The 506-nt window shown below is 37.7% G+C and carries 1 protein-coding gene; it reads left to right on the top strand.

The window, feature by feature from the left end:
* Positions 1-118: 118 nt before the first annotated feature.
* A partial coding sequence (locus N8M09_RS10900) for an Rpn family recombination-promoting nuclease/putative transposase (RefSeq protein WP_261065198.1) occupies positions 119-506 on the top strand: 388 nt, incomplete at its 3' end.

Genomic DNA, 506 nt, shown 5'->3' with positions numbered 1-506 from the left:
TGTTCTTATTTTTTTATTTACTATTTCATTTATCCTTTCTTTTCCGAATAAATAGATAGAGTCAGTGAATCTAGTAATTCTAGATTAAAAAATGTGCTATAATGAAAGGAGAGAAAGAATGATTCTCAGACATCCGGGCATCAGCCCGACCAACGATTTGGTTGCTAAGAAGATTTTTAGCAATCCAGAAATCACTTGTCAATTTATTCGCGATATGTTGGATTTACCTGCAAAAAATGTAACGATTTTGGAGGGAAGCAATATTCATGTCTTGCCTACCCTGTCGTACTCGGCGCAGGATTTCTATACCAGTATAGACGTCTTAGCGGAGTTGGACAATGGGACACAAGTAATTATTGAGATTCAGGTGCATCATCAGAATTTTTTCATCAATCGCCTGTGGGCTTACCTGTGTAGTCAGGTCAATCAAAATCTTGAAAAAATTCGCCAGCAAGAAGGCAATACTCACCAGAGTTATAAACACATCGCACCAGTATACGCTATCG

This window comes from Streptococcus mitis (assembly GCF_946190375.1).
In the GTDB taxonomy this organism is placed as follows: domain Bacteria; phylum Bacillota; class Bacilli; order Lactobacillales; family Streptococcaceae; genus Streptococcus; species Streptococcus mitis_CJ.
The sequence above is the reverse complement of the archived record's forward strand: the minus strand, read 5'-3'. Positions and strand labels throughout refer to the sequence as shown.